Origin of the sequence: Brevibacillus fluminis, assembly GCF_003710825.1 — a bacterium.
GTDB lineage: Bacteria > Bacillota > Bacilli > Brevibacillales > Brevibacillaceae > Brevibacillus_D > Brevibacillus_D fluminis.
Map to the genome: position 1 here is coordinate 127,885 of NZ_RHHQ01000017.1, position 17,613 is coordinate 145,497.

Consider the following 17,613-nt stretch of genomic DNA (forward strand, 5'->3'; position numbering starts at 1 on the left):
CGTGATGCATGATACATTGAATCGTTTGATCGATATCAGCACAGTGCTATGGTTATTCCCGATTTGCTTCATGCTGCATGATTTTGAAGAGATCGTTGTCGTGGAAGGCTGGTTGGCGCGCAATCGCGACCACATCCGAACGATTTTACCAGTGAAAACGCTGAGGCTGCAGCAGAGACTTGATAGCGTGACAACGCTGGGCTTTGCGCGGGCAGTGTTGCTCATTTTCATCCTGCTGTCCGCCGTCACGTTTTATGCTGTGTTGACACTTCATTCAGGATGGGTTGGGCTGTTGGTGTTTGTCGGCGCCCTTAACGTGCTGTTTTTAAATATATGTACGCATTTAGGCCAATCGCTGCTGTTTCGCGGCTATACGCCGGGTGTTCTGACGGCTGTGATCGTGCTCTTGCCGTATACGCTGTATACGTATCAGCGGCTGTTTGCTGAGACGCTGTTGGACTGGGGGGCAATCGGTCGTTCGCTGCCAATTACTCTCGGCTTCCTGCTGCTGTTTGGCATTGCTGTCTCTGTTGACCGGACTGGCAAGAAAAAAGAAGAGCGATAAGACGCTCTTCTAATGACCGACATACTTGGCATATAGTGACTTGGCTAACGTGATATCGTCCGTTCCTTGAATAAGCACGCGGCCGTCCTTGAAAAAAACCATCGTGTAGCCGTCCACATAGAAACGAAGCAGGAACGCATTTTGCTCCACATCGCCCAACGGGGCAAACCGCGCAGCTAGTGTGGCGAAATCAACACGCGCGGCTTTCAACGGGCTGATTTGCACCGTATCGCGACCGCAGAGAGTAGTGAATTCCTCTGCGTCCTGATCTGACAGATCGAGGTACGCAAACTGCTTGTGAGCGCAGGCCGGGCATTGCGGGTTTCTACCTTTGGCAACGTTCATCTGCATGTGCTCGTTTGCCCATAAATCGATTTGCATCAAGTGAGGGCTGATGGCATCCGTTGCTTGAACCAACAGCTTAAGCGCTTCTGTCGCCTGATACGAGGCGACGATATGGACGATCGGGCCGATGACACCAACAGTATCGCATGTTTCTCCTCTTCCAGCAGGGGCGTGAGGGAACAAACAGCGGAAGCAGGGGGTCACAGTGGGAACGATAACAGAGACCATTCCACGCGCGCTGACGGCACCTCCGTACACCCAAGGAATGCCGTTTTTGACGGCGACATCATTGATCAGATAACGAACCTGAAAATTGTCCGAACCGTCCAAAATCAGATCGACATCGCGAAGGTACTCTTCCGCATTACCTGCATGCAGGTCGGCGACGATACCTTCGACACGAACGCCTGAGTTAATTTTGGTCAATTTCCGTTCGGCTGCAACCGCTTTTGGCAAATGGCTTTGCGCATCTTCTTCGTCGTACAGCATTTGTCGCTGCAAATTGCTTTCCTCGACAAAATCGCGATCGATCATCCGAACATGGCCGATGCCTGCACGGACCATATGATTGGCAAGCACGGTGCCGAGTGCGCCCATGCCGACGATGGCCACTTTCTTTTGCAGCAATTGCTCCTGCCCGTTCGCGCCAATCGGAGGGAAGAGGATTTGGCGGGAATAGCGCCGTTTTTCTTCTGCTTTCATCGTTACATTCACTTCCTTTCCTCAGTAAATCATCCGTCCCGCCATGAAATCCTGTACTTCCTGCGTTTCTGGCGAGTGAAAAAATGGTTCGGTGTCGCTTGCTTCCAAGATACGGCCTTTGTGTACAAATAGACACGCATGTGTTAAACGTTTCGCCTGTGCGAGATTGTGCGTCACCATCAGGATAGTTGTCTTGTGCATTGCATGGATTGACTGAATAACTCGTTCAAATATCGCAACATTCGAAGGATCGAGACTGGCGGTCGGCTCATCGAGCAGAAGCAGTACAGGCTCGTATACCATGGCTCTGGCCAAAGCGATTCGCTGCATTTCTCCACCTGAAAGCGTGTTAGCCATCTGGTTGGCGGCATGGGTCAAGTCGACTTTTTCCAGTGCGTCTTCGACCCGAATGCGGATTGTCTCACGGGGAAGCTTGCGATAACGCAAGCCTTGCGCGACATTGTCAAATACGGACGAGTGGAACATGGATGGCTTCTGTGGAACAAATCCCATCTGACGCTGCAGCGAAAGCCCTTCCCGATGAGAGAGGGAGGGCAAATGGACGTCGACGCCAAAAAAATGCAAATGTCCGGAGGCGGGTTGTGTAAGCAGATTGATCACACGCAAAAGCGTGCTTTTTCCGGATCCACTCGGCCCGATAATGCCATAGATGCGGCCACACTCAAACGAAGCGTGAGGTACGTCCAATATTGTTTTTTGATCATAGGTAACGGTCAGGTCGCTTACACGCAATTCGGTCATGAACGTAATCTCCGTTTTGGCTGGATTTGCTGCAAAGCGCCGATCAACAAAAAGCTGTTGAATAAAAAGCTGATCGCAAGCAAGACCAATCCCAGGGCGAGACCGGAGGAAAAATTGCCCATCCGCGTCTCCAAAATGATGGCTGTCGTCATGACGCGCGTGTGGTGAAGAATATTTCCACCGACAAGCATGACAGCGCCAACCTCAGAGATGGCCCTTCCATATGCAGCGGCGATACCCGAAAAAATTCCTTTCCGCGCCTCCATAATGATGGTCAGCATCATCTGGATCGGGCTTGCGCCAAGGCTTTTTGCTGTTTCCCAATAGGCTTTCTCTTTCGCTTGTACCGCAGACATCGTCAGTCCCGTGATGATCGGTGATACCAAAAGAACCTGCGCGATCACCATGGCTTGCGGCGTGAACAGAAGCCCAAGCGAACCGAGTGGACCATAACGGGAGAACAGCAAATAAACGATAACACCAACAAGCACAGGCGGCAACCCCATAAGTGTGTAAATGATGATCACCACCAAGCGCTTTCCTGGAAACGAATACAGCCCCAAAAAGGCGCCAAAGGGGATGCCAATCAGCATCCCAATCACGATTGCAGTAGTAGTCACTTGCAAGGAAAGCCAAATGACCTCCCATACGTCCATTGGCACATTCACGTTGCGATTCTCCTATCGTTTTTTTGCGTTAGGGACAAAAAGCCCTTTTCCATACTTGTCTTGACCGAACGTCCCGATCTGTTTTTGTCCCTCTTCGCCTACGAAAAACTGGATCAACTCCATGCCTTCGTCCGGTTTTTGCGACGATTTCACCTGGATGATGCCATATGGGTTCAACAATGACTTGTCGCCTTTCATCAAAATCTGCAGGTTCATTTTACGGGAGAGGAAGGTTGCCTCGTCAGTCAGCGTATAAGAGCTTTTCTCGTCGGCCATTTGCAGCGTAGCGCCCATCCCTTGTCCGGAAGAGAGATACCAGTCTCCCTCAGGCTTGATTTTAGCTGCTTGCCAAATGCTTTTCTCTTTTTTGTCCGTACCGGAATCATCGCCACGTGAGATAAACGGCGCTTTTTTGGCGGCGATGGCGGAGAAGGCATCGGTCGCCGTTTTTGCGGTTTTGACGCCTGCCGGATCATCTGCCGGACCGACGATATAAAACTGGTTATACATCACATCGTACGCATTGATGCCGAATCCTTTGGCAACGAACTCATCTTCAGCTTTCCGGGAATGCACCAGCAAAACGTCTGCATTCCCATCTTCGCCGAGCTTGATGGCTTGTCCAGTGCCGACAGCGACGACTTTTACCTTGATGCCGGACTTCTGTTCGAAAACCGGCAATAATTCGTCGAGCAGGCCGGAATCTTGTGTGCTTGTGGTCGTGGCCAATGTGATCTCTTTCGGTTGAGATGTCTTCCCTTGGTCGGAAGGCGCAGTGCTGCTTGCTGGCTGAGCTGGTTGTTGTGGAACGACAGGTTGGGTGGTAGCAGTCGAACAGGCTGATAATGAAAACGTGATAGCGAGCATCAAATAAGACAACAAAGATAAAGATCGTTTCATCATTCGCAGCTCCTTTGTTTGGGAATGTTTATGTAATTCTGGCAATTTCAACACCGGTTTGGGAAACGTTGTAGCCACCTTGTGCGACAATTGCCTGCTTGAATCCCGGATCGTTCAAGACTTCTTGCAAAATGGAAAAACGCTCCTCATGCAGCAGACTTGAGGGAATGACCAGATCGTAGCGCTCTTCCTGGATGGGAAAAAAGTCAAGGCCCATGCCTCTGGCGACACTTTCGATGCCCAGCGCCGCATCTGCATCGCCTTTGGCAACTGCGGAGGCAGTAGCGTAATGGGTTGTGGCCTCCAGTTCATAGCCGGGAATCAGGTCTGGCGATTTTCCGAATTGACGAAGCTTGAAATCCAGCAACAGCCTTGTCCCTGATCCGCGCTGTCGATTGATGATGCGGTGGTTACCGCTGAAAAACTCTTGCCAGCTTGTGATCATGCGCGGATTTGATTTCGGCACGATGAAGCCTTGCCAACGACTAACCAAATTAACAACGACTGCCCCTTCCGTCGGTAGCAGACATTGAATGTGCGGCAAATTGTATTCACCACTCGTGCGGTCGAGGAGGTGGCAGCCAGCCAATTCGACGCGACCCTTGTACAGCTCGATCAACCCGTCCAGACTGCCTGAGAACACGGGGAGCAGCGAGATGCCGCGTTGGGCGAGATGCTGCGTCAGCAAATCAATCGTAAGATCATGGCTCCCGGCAAAATAAATGTCCATCGGCTGGGTATTCTTGCGTAGCAATCCGCCAGAGGCACCTGCCTGAAGGGGGAGCTCTTCCTCTCGAGTCTTTTGCCCATTCATGAATGCATCCAAATCTGTACGCATCACACGTAATGAGCGTCCTAGCTTGGAAGCGGGGAGTTCCTTGCGCTTGATCAGCTCATAGACGGTATACTTGGACAGTTTCAATTCAAGGGCAACTTCGTCGGGTGTCAAATATTCACTTTTCAGACGAATCACCTCCGATCGTTTGGTCTAGTTAGGTTTAGTTGGTTTTAGTTTGATTGAACTTGTCTGAGTTGGTATAAGATTAAGATACTTGAAAAAACAGTGTAATGGCAATACATATTTTGAGAATATATACCAGTAAACTCAGCGAAAAACCAAAAATTTTGCTGAATTTTCTTGGAATAACGGAAGGAAATGACACATACAAGTCGAACTAGGAGGATATTGTTAGTTTTTACTAATAGTGAAGAAATGAGGAGGTAATCAATGAGTATCGGCGGATTCAAAAATCGCGAAATCGTTGTAGACCTATCCAAAGGCACCGTCGGCTATCGGGAGATCAATGAGGAGCTTGCCAAAAAATATGTTGGCGGACGCGGGCTAGGTGTTAAGTATTTGTTGGATAACGGGCCACAAGTGGAAGCGTTTTCGGATGAGAACATGCTTTGTTTGATGACAGGTCCTGTCACGGGCTCCAGATCCTCGATGAGCGGACGCTTGTGCATGGTGACCAAGTCTCCGCTTACTGGCACCGTGACAGATTCCCACATGGGAGGCTGGACGGCTGCACGACTGAAATGGGCGGGCATCGACAATGTCATCTTCACTGGTAAAAGCGACAAACCGACGTATCTGTATATTGAGAATGGGCAGGGAGAACTGCGCGATGCCAGCGATGTATGGGGGCTCGGGACTCGTGCCACTGTCAAAACCATGCAAGACCGCTACGGCAAAGAAGATTTGAGTGTGATGTGCATCGGACAAGCGGGAGAAAATCTCATTCGCTTCGCTGGCTTCATCAATGAAAACGATCGTGCTGCCGGACGGGGCGGCACCGGCGCAGTCGCCGGATACAAAAACTTGAAGGCAGTCGTCATCAAGGCAGCGCAAAAAGGAAATATGCCAAAGCCTGCACAAGAGGAAGAATACAAGCAAGCCAACCAGAAAGCGCTGAAAGCCATCATGGAAGGCGGCCTGACCGCACCGAAGAAAGGCGGCCTTTCCGTTTATGGCACGAATGTACTGACCAGCATCATCAACGAGGTTGGCGCATTGCCGACCATGAACTCCAAATACACACACTGGGACGAAGCGGAAGGCCACAGCGGCGAAACCGTGAACGCCACCTTGCTCGTCGCGGACAATACGTGCCACGCTTGTCCAGTTGCCTGCAAAAAAGAAGTGGAAGTGAAGGAAGGCAAGTACAAGACGCGCGTAGAGAGCTTTGAGTATGAATCGGGCTGGGCGCTTGGCGCCAACTGCGGACTCGGCGATGCTGCACCGATTTCATTTATGATCAATATGTGCAATGAGTATGGGTTCGACACGATCGAACTCGGAAACACGCTTTCCTGTATGATGGAAGCGTATGAAAGAGGGCTGACCGAGGAAAAGGTAGATTGGGGCGACGCCGACCGGATGATCGAACTGACGGAGATGCTCGTTTTCCGCAGAGGGATCGGCGATGTACTGGCAGAAGGAACGACCCGTGCGGCAAAGCATTTTGGCGATGAGAATTTGGCGATGTGCGTGAAAGGGCAAGCGATCCCAGCGTATGACCCGCGCGGCATCCAGGGCATTGGTCTCGGCTATGCAACCAGCAACCGCGGTGCATGTCACCTTCGCGGCTATACGGTTGCCAGTGAGATTGCTGGCATTCCGATGCCGACAGACCGCTTGAAGCCGGAAGGAAAAGGAGAGCTGTTGAAGGTGTTCCAGGATCTGCTCGCCTTCTCCGATTCCATGAACATTTGCAAATTCTCGTCGTTCTCGGAAAACGCTGAGAATTACGCTGAACAGTACGCGACCATGACAGGATTGCCGGTAACAGCGGACGATGTGATGAAAATTGGTGAGCGTATCTACAACCTGGAGCGCCATTATAATAACCTTGCAGGATTCGACAAACGCGAGGACGACTATTTGCCAAAACGTTTCACGGAAGAGCCGGGCACCGGAAACAGCGCTGGACAGCTGAGCCGAATGGACATCATGCTGGATGAATATTATCAAGTGCGCGGTTGGGTGGATGGAGTCGTACCGGAAAACAAGCTGAAAGAGTTGGGCATTTCCTAAGGGGACGCGAAAAAAGGTGGAATCAGCTTCCACCTTTTTTTCTACTACCCTCCCACACGAATGACCTTAACTTTAAAACGCGCTAATAGGTTAGTAAGGATCTCCTCATCATCAGCCTGAAATGAGATGAAAACGGCATTGACGTGAAAACGCTTGGTGATCGTGACGGTTTCCTCACGAAGGATTTCCGCCCGCCAGCCCTCTGCTTCGACCGTCGCCGGAAGTGTTTCATCGCTCGGCTTTCTGCCACCGCATTCTATCAGATAGGTGATCAGATGCGACAAGGGGATCCCGCGCAGCTCGAGAGTTTGCTCAATCATCCTATCCTCCCGCAACCGGTGGGAACAAGGCGAATTGATCAGCCTCATCGACAATCGTCTCTAGGCCTTCCGCATGAATCACATTGCGTCCGTTCAAAAAGACATGAACAAACGGCTGAAGTGTTCGTTCCGGTGTGAAAACTTCTTGTTCCAATGCGGGAAACATCCCGATGAGCGTTTCCAAAATATCGATGACCCGCCTGCCGTTCGTAAGAGGGACCTCGACCGCTTTAGCAGCACATATTTCACGGAAATTGGCAAAAACTTTCACTTTCATATCTGCGGAATTCTCCTTTTTCTTTTTATCGTGCTTGAAAATGCATTCGCTGTAAAGAACAAAATGTTTGAGTAGTGGAATTTTTCTGAATCAGGACGATTTTTTTCGAAAAATAACCAGTGTCCGGTTTGGGCCTGTTGAAAATGATTTGTCTGTGCATGACGCACGTGGATGGAGGCACATATGAAATTCTTCAATGTAAAAACGGTGATGGAGACGCTAGACCTGATCGCAAATGAATATCAACCAATCCGCCAACCGATCGAAGTGCCGCTCATCGAAGCGTTGGGAATGGTCAACGCTTTTGACATCTACTCGGACGAACAGGTGCCACATTTTTCCCGCTCAACGGTTGATGGCTTTGCCGTCAGGGCTATGGATACGTATGGTGCATCGGAATCGTTGCCCGCCTTCCTGTCGATTACAGGAAAGGTTGACATGGGGAGAGCAGCCACAATGAAGCTGCGAGAAGGACAAGCGCAGGCGATCCCAACAGGAGGAATGGTACCTGAAGGCGCAGACGGGGTCGTCATGATCGAGCATGTGGAGGAGTTAGGCGATCTGCTCAACGTGTACCGTCAAATTGCACCAGGCGAAAACATCATCCGCGCTGGTGATGATGTCCAAAGTGGCGAAAAAGTATTGGCGGCGGGCCGCAAGCTAAGGCCGCAAGAATTGGGCGTGCTGGCGGCGATCGGGAAAACGACGGTTTGGGTCTATCCACGACCGATTGTCGGAATTTTGTCCACCGGCGATGAGATCGTTCCGTGCGAAAAGCAAACGCTTGCTGCAGGTGAGATTCGTGACATCAACAGCATGACGGTGGGTGCAGCTGCGATGCAAGCAGGGGCGGAAGTGGTGTACGGCGGAATCGTAGCCGATGAGCTTGATTCGTTTGCCATACGGGCAAAAGAGCTTTACGACAAGGTTGATTTCCTCATTCTCTCGGGCGGAAGCTCGGTCGGAACCAGAGATTACTCCGTGCAGGTGCTGGAATCGCTGGGGAGTCCCGGCATTTTGGTACACGGCGTCTCGATAAAGCCGGGTAAGCCGACGATACTCGCAAAAGCGAATGGAAAGCCCGTGATGGGGCTTCCCGGACACCCAGCCTCCGCTTTAATTATTTTTCATCTCTTTGCGGGCCCGATCATCGAGAAGCTGCAAGGACGCAAGCACGAATCAACTGACAAGCGGCTAACAGCAAAACTGTCACGTAATGTCCCGTCTGCTGTAGGACGAACCGATTATGTCCGGGTGGGTCTAGAGGAGCGTGAGGACGGGCTTTGGGCGGTGCCGGTTTTTGGCAAGTCAGGCTTGATCACCACGTTGGTGGACAGTGATGGCATGGTTGAGATTCCCGCGAGCAAAGAAGGGATTTTAGAAGGCGAATTTGTGAAAGTACATATGTTTTACTAGGAAGCGTGCTTACGATGATGGAATTGCAGGAGGAGTAACATGCGCAAAATCTACCTGGAAGACAAACCGCTCCAAGAAGCGCAGCTTCAGCTGTGCGAACGGTTCCGCTTTGAGCCGCAAGTTGAGATTGTTTCGACGCCACGATCGCTCGGACGCGTGACGGCGCAGCCTGTATATGCAAAGGTATCGATGCCGAACTACCATGCGTCCGCGATGGATGGCATAGCGGTGAAAGCAGAGAAAACGTACGGTGCGTCCGAGCTTCAACCGCTGCGGTTAAAGCAAAATGATGAGTACGTCGTCGTCGATACCGGAGACCCGATACCCGCAGGATTTGACGCCGTTATCATGATTGAAGACATTCACCAGGTGGATGAGGAAACGGTCGAAATTTTGGATGCAGTTGCCCCATGGCAGCATATCCGCCCGATTGGCGAGGATGTGGTGGTAGGTGAGGTGATTGTACCGGATCACTATAAGCTGAGACCCGTCGATTTGGGTGCGCTGCTGGCTGGTGGTAATGTGACTGTCTCTGTTTTGCGAAAACCGAGAGTCGCGATCATTCCGACCGGAACGGAGCTGATCGCACCGGCCGAAAGCGTGAACGAGGGGGAAATCATCGAGTTTAACGGGACGGTTTTTTCTGCGTATGTGGAAGAGTGGGGCGGAGAACCGCTGTATCGGGGGATTGTTCCCGATGATTACGCGCTGATACGCGAGGCGGTTCGGACCGCTGTGAAGGAAGCAGACATCGTTCTTTTAAATGCGGGTTCATCGGCAGGTAGAGAAGATTACACCGTACATGTGCTTGAAGAGCTTGGGGAGGTGTTGACGCACGGCGTCGCTACACGTCCGGGAAAACCTGTCGTTGTCGGGATCGTCGAGGGAAAACCGGTGATCGGCTTGCCGGGGTATCCGGTTTCAGCCTACCTCAACCTGGAATGGTTTGCTCGACCGCTGATCCATCAGTATTATGGACTAATTGAGCCAAAGCGCCAGCGTATTCAGGCAAAAATCGGCCGTCGTATCGTGTCTGTCATGGGCGCAGAGGATTTCGTTCGGGTGACGATCGGATGCATTGATGGACAATACATTGTCAATCCGTTGACGCGTGCCGCTGGTGTTACGATGTCGATGGTCCGGGCCGACGGACTTTTGCGAATTCCACCTGGCCATTTGGGCTATGAGCAAGGTGAGATGGCGGAAGTAGAGCTCTACCGGCCTTTGGAACAGATCAACAATACGATCGTGTCGACGGGAAGCCATGATCTGTCGATGGATATTCTCCATACGCTGATTCGCCAAGAAAACCCACAGCTTTTTCTCAATTCCTCTCACGTAGGCAGCATGGGTGGAATATTGGCCGTACAAAAAGGAGAAGCACATATGGCGGGTGTCCATCTTTTCGATGAGGCAACTGGCACGTATAATGAAACATACATCGCTAAATATGCAAAGGAACGCGATGTCGTTTTGGTCCAGCTGGTTTATCGACAGCAAGGCTGGATCGTGCCGAAAGGAAATCCGCTGTCGATTCAGTCAGTGAATGATTTGACCCGAGCGAACATCACGTACATGAACCGTCAGCGCGGGGCTGGGACTCGCCTTTTGTTCGATTATTTGCTGAAAGAGCAGGCGATCAACAGAGAGGACATTTATGGATATTTGCGCGAGGCAGTCTCTCACCTGAGTGTAGCTGCCGCTGTTGCTGGGGGGACGGCTGATGTTGGACTCGGCATTTTTTCTGCCGCACAAGCGATGGGGTTAGATTTCATCCCCGTTGCAGAAGAGCGGTATGATCTTTTGATGAGCCGTACGTTTTTTGAGAGCCCAGAAGGCGCTACGCTGATGAAAATCATTCGTTCAGCAGAGTTTGCAGATCGGATGGAATCTTTGGGTGGCTATAGCTGCCGTGATTCAGGTACAATTCTTATACAATCGTGACTGATCCATCCTCTCGAAAGGAGAGTGAACAACATGCAAAACCACGTGTTAGACGCACGAAACCGTCCTCTCCGCGATTTGCGCATTTCCGTGACAGACAAATGCAATTTTCGCTGCCAATATTGCATGCCTGCAGACATTTTTGGTCCCGATTATCCATTTTTGCCGCAGCACAAGCTGCTGTCGTTTGAAGAGATCACTCGTCTTACGAAAATTTTCACCTCACTTGGGGTTGAGAAAATTCGCATCACTGGCGGCGAGCCGCTCATGCGCAAAGACTTACCGGAGTTAATTGCCATGATTCGCCAGGTGGATGGGGTACGCGATATCGCGATGACCACAAACGGCTCGCTTTTGGCCAAGCATGCCCATGCGTTGAAGGCGGCGGGGCTCGACCGTGTGACCGTCAGCCTGGACAGCCTCGACCGTGAGCGCTTTGGCAACATGAACGGTAGAGGATATGAGGTAGAGACGATTATCCAAGGAATCGACGCCGCGGCCGCGGCTGGGCTTTCTGTGAAAATCAATATGGTTGTTCAGCGGGGCGTAAACGACCAGGACGTGCTGCCGATGGCGATCTTTTTCCGTGAAAAAGGCTACACGCTCCGCTTCATCGAATTCATGGACGTTGGGAACAGCAATGGCTGGAAGCTCGATCAAGTCGTACCGAGCCAAGAGATCGTGGAGCTGATCCATGCCCACATGCCGCTTGAGCCTATCGATCCTAACTATTTTGGCGAAGTGGCCTCGCGCTATCGATATGTCGGAACTACGCAAGAAATCGGCTTGATCTCGTCGGTTACCCAGGCGTTTTGCTCGACCTGTACGCGAGCGAGGCTGTCAGCGGAAGGGAAGCTGTACAATTGTCTGTTTGCTTCTGTCGGCGAGGATTTGCGCGCTCCCATGCGTGAAGGTAAGAGTGATGAGGAGATTCGGGAACAGATTGTGGACATTTGGCAGAAGCGGGATGATCGCTATTCCGAGATCCGCTTGAGCAATACGCCGGACTTGCCGCCGCGTTCCAAGGTGGAGATGTCGCATATCGGCGGCTAAAAATGGATGCCAGTGAACGTTAGAAAACCTGGCTACGCCAAGCTTTTGGCGGAGCCGCGGTTGCACTTATACTGGATAAGAATTTTATAAATTCTTATCTGTACAAAAAAGGGGACCTGCAAAGATCCCCTTTTCGCGTTATTATTCATACGAGGAAGAAAGCGGATTCCATGGGCCTTGCTGATGACCCTTCCATTCGCTTCCATCTTCCCACAATTCTTTTTTCCAGATCGGTACGATTTGTTTGAGGCGTTCAATCGCATAGCGTCCAGCCTCAAACGACTCATCACGGTGAGGCGTCGCCACGGCGATGACAACCGCGATGTCTTCGATCGCTAGATTGCCGATGCGGTGATGCATGGCGACCTCCGCTTGCGGCCAACGCTCTTTGATTTCGCTTGCGACCTGCTGCATCTTTTGCACGGCCATTGGTACATAGGCTTCATACGTGAGAGAGACTGTTCGCTGACCGTGGGTGAATTCACGCACAGTTCCGACAAACGTCAGGATGGCACCGGCACGAGGGTTGGAAACCAGCTTGACCAGCGCGTCCGCAGAAATCGGCTGCTCGGTGATTTGGAAGCGAGGATCTTCGCCGCCGCTGACTGGTGGAAGGATGGCAACCTCGTCGTTTTGCGAGATGGTTGTATCTGGATTGGCATACTCTTGGTTTACAGAAACAAAGCAGTTGGGCAAAAGCTCGGCCAGCTGCGGATAGTCGGAACCGATCGTTTCTAGCAGCGCATGAACGGTGGCTGATTCATCTACTTCAATCAGCAGCTCACGCTTGCCGGCCCGCTCGGCAAGCCCTGCGAATAAGAGGATTTTCACTTGCATCTGCATTCTCCTTTGCGGATGAACTATACTATGACAATATCACAAGATGGCTCGTCTTGATAGAGAGTGAGCAGGTTTTTGGATAGACCAACTAGGAGGAGAACATGACAGACCGATTGACACATTTCAACGAACAAAACCGCGCGCAAATGGTAGACGTATCTGACAAACAAGTGACCACGCGGACTGCGGTCGCGCACAGCCGTGTCCAAATGAAGCCGGAAACGATGCAGCGCATTCGCGAGGGTACGATCAGCAAAGGGGACGTGCTGGCTGTCGCGCAGGTGGCAGGGATCATGGCCGCCAAAAAAACCGCTGACATCATCCCCATGTGCCATCCGCTGCCGCTGACCAAAATCAACATCTCATTCGGCTACGAGGGCGAGGATACCTTGCTGATCGAAGCGGAAGTGAAAACGACCGGTAAAACTGGAGTGGAAATGGAGGCGCTCACGGCGGCCAGCGTAGTCGGGTTGACGGTGTATGATATGTGCAAAGCGATGGACAAAGGAATGATTCTCGGTCCGACGTATTTGCAGAGCAAAACAGGCGGGAAAAATGGCGATTTCGATCGCAGCGCACAGGAATAATCAACCGAAGAAAAAAGCTCAGGCCTCATGTAGGACGGCCTGAGCTTTTTGAGTCGTGCAAAAGACCGATGACCCACTGGCACCATTCCAGCTGATCTTTGGAGCTGCGCACGGCACGGTGCAGCAACACGAAATCACCGAAAAACGGAGAGCTGAAATCTTCTACGGTGTTCCCATGCTTCGCTTTCAAGTCTGCCAGCATTTCTTGATAGGTGGCCAATTTACCCTCGTATTCGGAGATCCGATGGGAAAACAAAGCGATGGCCGCTTGTGCATCGGTCAGCCAGAGACAGTATGTTTTCAAAAACAGTTCATCACGGGTGATCGGGGCTGAAGCAGGTTCGGCTAACCACGCCTGCAAGGCATCTCGCCCTTTTTGCGTGATGGTGTACATTTTTTTGTCCGGCTTCTCTGTCTGTTCCACTCGCGTGTATTGCAGATAGCCTTCACCCTCCAGATTGGCGAGCAGTGGATAGATTTGGCTGTGCTTCGCCTGCCAAAACGGCTGCAGCTGGAGCATCAGTTCGTAGCCGCTACACGATTTACGGGCCAAGAGCCCGAGCAACCCATATGAGAGTGTGTTCATTTCCTTCACCTCAAGCGATCTTGTTGAAAATGCCAAACCGTTTGCAAAAACGTTTGTCCTACTATTCTCCACGCAAGGCGCGATTCCTTTTGACAGAATAAAATGCGAAATGAAAACGCATGCAAGAATGATTGACGTGATTTGCAACTTTTGATAAGATTCCAATAAATGCATATGAGCGGATGATGATTGCGGGAGAGACCGGATGATGTGATGAGGCCGGCACCGAAGGAGCAAGCACCCATAAAACCCTTGGGATGCAATCTCTCAGGTACAATGTACCGCAAGCGGACGCACCTCTGGAGAGAGCTACGAGCCACCCAAGGGGAATACTTCGGCCAAGACAAGTTCAGTATGCTAGTCTGGCGGAAGTTAAACTCTCAGGTAAAAAGGACAGAGGAAAGGTAGATTACGGTCTATCTTTCCCTGTTCTTTTTTTACGTTTTCGGGAAAGGTGCCGACTTTTGAAGGGGGATGCGGCATGGGGCTGCGCGAAGCGGATTGGGAGATTTTTCAGGCAATTGAGGATGAGAGAGGACGCCAGCAGGACACGCTGGAGCTGATCGCGTCCGAAAATTTTGTCAGCGAAGACGTAATGGCGGCAATGGGATCCGTTTTGACCAACAAATATGCGGAAGGGTATCCGGGCAAGCGCTACTACGGTGGCTGCGAGCATGTAGATGTCGTCGAACAACTGGCCATCGATCGCTTGACGAAATTGTTCGGGGCGAGCTTTGCCAATGTGCAGCCGCATTCCGGTGCACAAGCGAATACAGCGGTCTATTATTCGTTGCTGCAGCCAGGTGATACGATCATGGGCATGAATCTGTCCCACGGCGGGCATTTAACGCATGGCAGTCCAGTCAGTATCTCAGGCAAGTGGTTTGGCGTCGTCGCCTATGGCGTGCGCGAGGATACGCATCTGATCGATTATGACGAGGTAGAGGCTGTCGCCCTGCGCGAGCGTCCGAAGCTGATCATCGCAGGTGCCAGTGCATATCCGCGAGTCATCGATTTTTCCCGTTTCAAGGAGATTGCCGATAAGACAGGAGCCCGCTTCATGGTCGATATGGCACATATCGCCGGGCTGGTGGCGGCAGGACTTCATCCATCGCCAGTGCCCCATGCGGATGTTACGACATCGACGACGCACAAGACGTTGCGCGGACCGCGCGGCGGCGTCATTTTGACGAATGATGAGGAGCTGTCCAAAAGGTTCAACAAAGCGATCTTCCCGGGTATCCAGGGCGGTCCGCTGATGCATGTGATCGCGGCGAAGGCTGTCTCCTTTAAGGAAGCGCTCAGCCCAGATTTTCGTACGTATGCCAGCCAGGTTGTGAAAAATGCAAAGGCGCTCGCCGATGCTTTGCTGCAGGAAGGAGCAACGCTCGTTTCCGGAGGGACCGACAATCATCTGGTCCTGCTGGATGTGCGGCCGTGGGGCTTGACGGGAAAAGAAGCAGAGCATGTGTTGGAGACTGCTGGCATCACGGTGAACAAAAACACCATCCCGTTCGATACGGCGAGTCCGTTCGTAACAAGTGGCGTTCGCATTGGAACGGCTGCAATAACGACGCGCGGCATGAATGAGGAGGATATGATATCGATCGGCAAGGCGATTGCGTCGGTTTTAAAGGCAAAAGGGGATGCACAGACGACGGACAAAGTGCGCGAGACCATCCGCGAGCTGTGCCAGGCGTATCCGCTGTATCAATGTCAGACGAGCGGATAGGAGGCGGCCCATGATTTACAACAGCTGCTTTGATATCATCGGACCGATCATGGTTGGGCCCTCTAGTTCGCATACCGCAGGGGCGGTATCGATCGGCAAATTCGTGTACGACTACCTTGGCTGCATGCCCGAATCCGTGCAGATCGTATTTTATGATTCGTTCGCTCAGACGTATCGCGGGCACGGGACGGATAAAGCGATAGTCGGCGGCCTGCTCGGACTGGAAACGGATGACTTGCGGATCAGGCACGCGCGCGAGCTGGCGGAAGAGGCAGGCGTGGAGGTTGGTTTCACCTTGGCGGACATGTGCCCGTTTTATCTTCATCCTAATACAGTGCTGATTACAGCGAGTGTCGGTGATCGACAGGTCAATATCGGCGGTGCATCGCTTGGCGGCGGAATTTCCACTATCGCGTATATCAACGGGCATGTTGTTGATATTCCGCTCAATGTACCATATGATCTTGAACGCATTCGCCAGCAAACCGAACTGCTACAACTTGAATCCACGGGGAGAGAAATGGCATGGACTTCACAACAATGACTGAGCTTCTCGCATGCTGCCACCGTGAGCAAAAAAGCATCGCGGACATCATGCTTGACGTCGAACAGCAAAAATCGGGCCGGTCGCGGGAAACGATCATCGAGATGATGACGGAACGGCTAATCAAAATGAAGCGGGCCGTCGATCAAGGGGTTGCCGATCCATCAAGCGCGCCAAGCGGAATCTCGGGCGGCGACGCGTACCGGATGAAAGCCTACCTCGAAAAAGGTGACTTTTTGTCAGGAGCGATCATAGCGGATTCCATGCGTTTTGCGTTTGCCACATCGGAAACGAATGCGCGCATGGGGGTAATCGTGGCGACTCCTACAGCTGGCTCTGCCGGCATCTTGCCCGGCGTCCTGTTTTCTTTGCACGAAAATGCAAACATTCCTTATGACGAGCTGGTCAAAGGGCTATTCACCGCAAGCGCCATTGGATACGTCATCGCCAACCGCGCCTTCATATCTGGGGCTGCGGGGGGGTGTCAGGCCGAAATCGGCTCCGCCACGGCAATGGCGGCGGCAGCGATTGTCGAGCTAAAAAAAGGCACGCCGGAGCAGGCTGTTCAAGCAGCGGCCATCGCGTTGAAATCGTTGTTGGGGCTTGTGTGCGATCCAGTGGCTGGGTTGGTGGAAGTGCCTTGCATCAAGCGAAATGTAATCGGCACTTCGATCGCCATTTCATCAGCGGATATCGCACTGGCTGGTATCGAAAGCAGGATCCCATGCGATGAGGTGGTCGGGGCCATGTATGAGATCGGCAAGTCGATGCCGCGTGCCTTGCGTGAAACAGCCTTGGGCGGGCTTGCAGCGACACCGACTGGCAAACAGATTCAAAAGCGCGTGATGGGCGCGGAAATGTAATAAATAGAAGCAGAGGAGAGACTTCGGGATATGGCAAACGTGGTTGCGAATTTTTTGTACAGCAAAGAGCATGAATGGGTGGAGGTGATCGGAGAAGGCCGCGTGCGCGTGGGCATAACGGATTTTGCCCAGCACCAGCTTGGCGATCTCGTGTTTGTCGATTTGCCGCAAGTCGGCGCATCGGTAACGGCGGATGATAGCATGGGCTCGGTGGAATCGGTCAAGGCTGTTTCGGATATTTTTTCGCCGGTTACAGGTACGGTCGTGGAGGTTAATCCGGTGCTTGAGGATGAGCCAGAAACGATCAACAGCGATCCGTTCCAAGGCGGCTGGATGGTTGTTGTCGAGCTTAGCGATCCTGACGAGCTGAACGGGTTGATGAACGCGGAGCAGTATGCTGCGTTTACAGAAGAAGAATAAGAACGAAACATTACAGAACTGTAATCTTCGTGTAAGCTGCTTCGATGGTTTG

19 protein-coding genes and 2 riboswitches are annotated in these 17,613 nt (G+C 52.0%); of the genes, 10 read left to right on the plus strand and 9 right to left on the minus strand.

Features of this window, described 5'->3' with window-relative positions:
• The first annotated feature begins 4 nt into the window (after positions 1-4).
• The gene (locus EDM56_RS20720; RefSeq protein WP_122919822.1) at positions 5-565 is read left to right on the plus strand and encodes an HXXEE domain-containing protein; all 561 of its coding nucleotides are present in this window, start codon (positions 5-7) and stop codon (positions 563-565) included.
• Between the two features lie 9 nt (positions 566-574).
• Here the strand turns inward: EDM56_RS20720 and EDM56_RS20725 are convergent, their stop codons facing one another.
• From EDM56_RS20725 to EDM56_RS20745, 5 genes are read right to left on the minus strand one after another with little or no spacing between them, the layout of a single operon-like run.
• Positions 575-1,612 carry a ThiF family adenylyltransferase gene (locus tag EDM56_RS20725; protein ID WP_122919823.1) on the minus strand — a complete coding sequence of 346 codons (1,038 nt, stop codon included), beginning with the start codon at positions 1,610-1,612 and terminating at the stop codon, positions 575-577.
• A gap of 21 nt (positions 1,613-1,633) precedes the next feature.
• Positions 1,634-2,374 (minus strand): ABC transporter ATP-binding protein, encoded by a 741-nt coding sequence (locus EDM56_RS20730; protein ID WP_122919824.1) that lies wholly within the window; start codon positions 2,372-2,374, stop codon positions 1,634-1,636.
• Positions 2,371-3,042 (minus strand): ABC transporter permease, encoded by a 672-nt coding sequence (locus EDM56_RS20735; RefSeq protein WP_122919825.1) that lies wholly within the window; start codon positions 3,040-3,042, stop codon positions 2,371-2,373. Before EDM56_RS20735 ends, EDM56_RS20730 begins: the two co-directional genes overlap by 4 nt.
• A gap of 12 nt (positions 3,043-3,054) precedes the next feature.
• Complete coding sequence (locus EDM56_RS20740; RefSeq protein WP_122919826.1) at positions 3,055-3,942, minus strand: ABC transporter substrate-binding protein; 888 nt, start codon at positions 3,940-3,942, stop codon at positions 3,055-3,057.
• Between the two features lie 28 nt (positions 3,943-3,970).
• Positions 3,971-4,915 (minus strand): substrate-binding domain-containing protein, encoded by a 945-nt coding sequence (locus tag EDM56_RS20745; RefSeq protein WP_246009471.1) that lies wholly within the window; start codon positions 4,913-4,915, stop codon positions 3,971-3,973.
• 255 nt (positions 4,916-5,170) lie between these two features.
• On the opposite strand from EDM56_RS20745, the gene EDM56_RS20750 reads away from it, so the two are divergent.
• Entirely contained in the window at positions 5,171-6,979 is a 1,809-nt protein-coding gene (locus EDM56_RS20750) for an aldehyde ferredoxin oxidoreductase family protein (RefSeq protein ID WP_122919827.1), read from the plus strand.
• 44 nt (positions 6,980-7,023) lie between these two features.
• On the opposite strand, the gene EDM56_RS20755 is transcribed toward EDM56_RS20750, so the two are convergent.
• Together EDM56_RS20755 and EDM56_RS20760 are read right to left on the minus strand one after the other, a co-directional pair.
• Positions 7,024-7,299: a MoaD-like domain-containing protein gene (locus EDM56_RS20755; RefSeq protein WP_122919828.1), complete on the minus strand. Its 276-nt coding sequence runs from the start codon at positions 7,297-7,299 to the stop codon at positions 7,024-7,026.
• Position 7,300: 1 nt separating this feature from the next.
• On the minus strand, positions 7,301-7,576 hold the full coding sequence (locus EDM56_RS20760) for a ubiquitin-like small modifier protein 1 (protein WP_122919829.1): 276 nt from the start codon (positions 7,574-7,576) through the stop codon (positions 7,301-7,303).
• A 183-nt stretch (positions 7,577-7,759) separates the two neighbouring features.
• Here EDM56_RS20760 and EDM56_RS20765 point away from each other — a divergent pair, with 183 nt between their 5' ends.
• Genes EDM56_RS20765 through moaA form a run of 3 tightly spaced genes read left to right on the plus strand, consistent with a single transcriptional unit; the run spans position 7,760 to position 11,989 of the window.
• On the plus strand, positions 7,760-8,992 hold the full coding sequence (locus EDM56_RS20765) for a molybdopterin molybdotransferase MoeA (RefSeq protein WP_122919830.1): 1,233 nt from the start codon (positions 7,760-7,762) through the stop codon (positions 8,990-8,992).
• A 39-nt stretch (positions 8,993-9,031) separates the two neighbouring features.
• Positions 9,032-10,936, plus strand: a complete 1,905-nt coding sequence (locus tag EDM56_RS20770; RefSeq protein WP_122919831.1) for a molybdopterin biosynthesis protein — start codon at positions 9,032-9,034, stop codon at positions 10,934-10,936.
• Between the two features lie 33 nt (positions 10,937-10,969).
• Positions 10,970-11,989: a GTP 3',8-cyclase MoaA gene (moaA, locus tag EDM56_RS20775; protein ID WP_122919832.1), complete on the plus strand. Its 1,020-nt coding sequence runs from the start codon at positions 10,970-10,972 to the stop codon at positions 11,987-11,989.
• Between the two features lie 141 nt (positions 11,990-12,130).
• Here the strand turns inward: moaA and moaD are convergent, their stop codons facing one another.
• Positions 12,131-12,826 carry a molybdopterin converting factor subunit 1 gene (gene moaD / locus EDM56_RS20780; RefSeq protein WP_122919833.1) on the minus strand — a complete coding sequence of 232 codons (696 nt, stop codon included), beginning with the start codon at positions 12,824-12,826 and terminating at the stop codon, positions 12,131-12,133.
• 104 nt (positions 12,827-12,930) lie between these two features.
• Here moaD and moaC point away from each other — a divergent pair, with 104 nt between their 5' ends.
• A complete protein-coding gene (gene moaC / locus EDM56_RS20785) occupies positions 12,931-13,416 on the plus strand; it encodes a cyclic pyranopterin monophosphate synthase MoaC (protein ID WP_122919834.1) in 486 nt (161 codons plus the stop codon).
• 25 nt (positions 13,417-13,441) lie between these two features.
• Here moaC and EDM56_RS20790 read toward each other — a convergent pair whose 3' ends face one another.
• Positions 13,442-14,002 carry a PadR family transcriptional regulator gene (locus EDM56_RS20790; RefSeq protein ID WP_122920025.1) on the minus strand — a complete coding sequence of 187 codons (561 nt, stop codon included), beginning with the start codon at positions 14,000-14,002 and terminating at the stop codon, positions 13,442-13,444.
• Between the two features lie 182 nt (positions 14,003-14,184).
• A riboswitch (glycine riboswitch) is annotated at positions 14,185-14,296 on the plus strand.
• A gap of 2 nt (positions 14,297-14,298) precedes the next feature.
• Positions 14,299-14,402, plus strand: a riboswitch (glycine riboswitch).
• A gap of 81 nt (positions 14,403-14,483) precedes the next feature.
• Between EDM56_RS20790 and glyA the strand changes: the two genes are divergently transcribed.
• The 4 genes from glyA to gcvH are packed head-to-tail and all read left to right on the plus strand — an operon-like array spanning position 14,484 to position 17,561.
• Complete coding sequence (glyA, locus tag EDM56_RS20795) at positions 14,484-15,734, plus strand: serine hydroxymethyltransferase (protein WP_122919835.1); 1,251 nt, start codon at positions 14,484-14,486, stop codon at positions 15,732-15,734.
• 10 nt (positions 15,735-15,744) lie between these two features.
• Positions 15,745-16,278, plus strand: coding sequence for a serine dehydratase beta chain (locus EDM56_RS20800; RefSeq protein WP_122919836.1), 534 nt, complete (start codon positions 15,745-15,747; stop codon positions 16,276-16,278).
• Complete coding sequence (gene sdaAA / locus EDM56_RS20805) at positions 16,260-17,141, plus strand: L-serine ammonia-lyase, iron-sulfur-dependent, subunit alpha (RefSeq protein WP_122919837.1); 882 nt, start codon at positions 16,260-16,262, stop codon at positions 17,139-17,141. The genes EDM56_RS20800 and sdaAA overlap by 19 nt, the downstream gene beginning before the upstream one ends.
• Positions 17,142-17,171: 30 nt before the next feature.
• Positions 17,172-17,561: a glycine cleavage system protein GcvH gene (gene gcvH, locus EDM56_RS20810; RefSeq protein ID WP_122919838.1), complete on the plus strand. Its 390-nt coding sequence runs from the start codon at positions 17,172-17,174 to the stop codon at positions 17,559-17,561.
• Positions 17,562-17,613: the final 52 nt, after the last annotated feature.